Source organism: Pseudomonas sp. EGD-AK9 (assembly GCF_000465935.2).
Taxonomy (GTDB): domain Bacteria; phylum Pseudomonadota; class Gammaproteobacteria; order Pseudomonadales; family Pseudomonadaceae; genus Aquipseudomonas.
The window spans coordinates 1-1,988 of the sequence record NZ_AVOF01000471.1; the positions used below are offsets into that span (position 1 = coordinate 1).

At 68.0% G+C, this 1,988-nt stretch carries 3 protein-coding genes; all 3 read left to right on the top strand.

Going from position 1 to position 1,988, the window contains the following annotated elements; genetic code table 11:
- The coding region (locus tag N878_RS18925; RefSeq protein ID WP_031303498.1) for a biotin/lipoyl-containing protein at positions 1-377 on the top strand (377 nt) is incomplete at its 5' end.
- A gap of 181 nt (positions 378-558) precedes the next feature.
- Positions 559-1,458 (top strand): hydroxymethylglutaryl-CoA lyase, encoded by a 900-nt coding sequence (locus tag N878_RS18930; RefSeq protein WP_021445146.1) that lies wholly within the window; start codon positions 559-561, stop codon positions 1,456-1,458.
- Between the two features lie 241 nt (positions 1,459-1,699).
- The coding region (locus N878_RS18935; protein WP_031303499.1) for an acetyl-coenzyme A synthetase N-terminal domain-containing protein at positions 1,700-1,988 on the top strand (289 nt) is incomplete at its 3' end.

Here is a 1,988-nt window from a genome sequence, read left to right on the forward strand (position 1 = left end):
GCCAGGCACGTCTGCAGGGCGACAGCCTGCTGGTGCCCGGCGCGGCGCAGCAGCGCCTGCCCGCGATCCGCCAGGGCGACACCCTGTACCTGCAATGGCAGGGCGAACTGCACGCGGTCAGCCGCTTCGACCCGATCGCCGCCGCCGAGGCCAGCCATCATCAGCACGGCGGCCTGACCGCGCCGATGAACGGCAGCATCGTCCGCGTACTGGTCGAGCCGGGCCAGGCCGTGGAGGCCGGCACCGCCCTGGTGGTGCTGGAGGCGATGAAGATGGAGCACAGCATCCGCGCGCCCGAGGCCGGCACGGTCAAGGCCATCTACTGCCGCGAAGGCGAGCTGGTCAGCGACGGCGCGGTGCTGGTGGAGATCGAGTAGCCGCAGGGTGCGCCATGCGCACCAACGGCTGCGTTGGTGGATGTAAAAAGCGACATCCACCCTACGCTGTCGTGCGTCATGCGCAGCAAGCGCCCTAAGATAGCCAAACCCCATGGTGCGCACGGCGCACCCTACGCCACCGCGCTCGCGCGATGACAACGAATACACACGAGGAACCCCGATGAGCCTGCCCAAATCCGTACGCCTGGTCGAAGTCGGCCCGCGCGACGGCCTGCAGAACGAGAAACAGCCGATCAGCGTGGCCGACAAGGTGCGCCTGGTGGACGACCTGAGCGCCGCCGGCCTCGGTTATGTCGAGGTTGGTAGCTTCGTCTCGCCCAAGTGGGTGCCGCAGATGGCCGGCTCCGCCGAGGTGTTCGCCGCCATCCAGCGCCAGCCGGGCGTCACCTATGCCGCACTGACGCCGAACCTGAAAGGCCTCGAGGCCGCTCTGCAGGCCGAGGTCGAAGAGGTGGCGGTGTTCGCCGCCGCCAGCGAGGCCTTTTCGCAGAAGAACATCAACTGCTCCATCACCGAGAGCCTGGCGCGCTTCGTGCCGCTGATGGAGGCGGCCAAGGCCGCCAAGGTGCGCGTGCGCGGCTATGTGTCCTGCGTGCTCGGCTGCCCCTACGACGGCGAGATCGACCCGGCCCAGGTCGCCAGCGTCGCCCGCGAGCTGTACGCCATGGGCTGCTACGAGGTATCGCTCGGCGACACCATCGGCACCGGCACCCCGGGCAAGACCCGCCACCTGATCAACGTGGTCGGCCGCGAGATCCCCCGCCACCTGCTGGCCGGACATTTCCACGACACCTACGGCCAGGCCCTGGCCAATATCTACGCCAGCCTGCTCGAAGGCATCCAGGTGTTCGACAGTTCGGTCGCCGGCCTCGGCGGCTGTCCCTACGCCAAGGGCGCCACCGGCAACGTCGCCACCGAGGACGTGCTCTACATGCTGCAGGGTCTGGGCATCGACACCGGCATCGACATGGACAAACTGATCGCCGCCGGCCAGCGCATCTGCGAGGTGCTGGGCAAGGCCAATGGCTCGCGGGTGGCGCGCGCACGCCTGAGCCGATAAGCCCGTAGGGTGGATGACGCTTTGTTCATCCACCAATCCTCACCACGGTGTCACGCCATGGTGGATCGGTGAAGCGTGATCCACCCTACGCTCCGAGCCACCTTGCGTTTCGCGCCAGTTGCCGTGGTGGCGTCACTACGGCAGAAAGTCGGTCGCGTGGCGATAAGCGTCGCTGCGCGTCAAGGCAACCCCGTCCGCTTGCGCTAGGGTAGAAAGTACCGACAAGCAACGAGGACCGGCCATGCAGCAGCCTCTCTGGACGCCCTCCGCCGAACGTATCGCCGCTACCCGCCTGGATGCCTTCCGCCGTCTGATCAACCGGCGCCACGGCCTCGACCTGGCCGACTACCCGGCCCTGCACGCCTGGAGCGTCGAACAGCGCGAGGCCTTCTGGCAGGCCATCGTCGATTTTTTCGAGATCCGCTTCAGCGCGCCCGCCGAGCAGGTGCTGCGCGAGGGCCCGGCCATGCCCGACGCCGACTGGTTCCCCGGCGCCCGGCTGAATTTCGCCGAACACCTGCTGCGCCGCC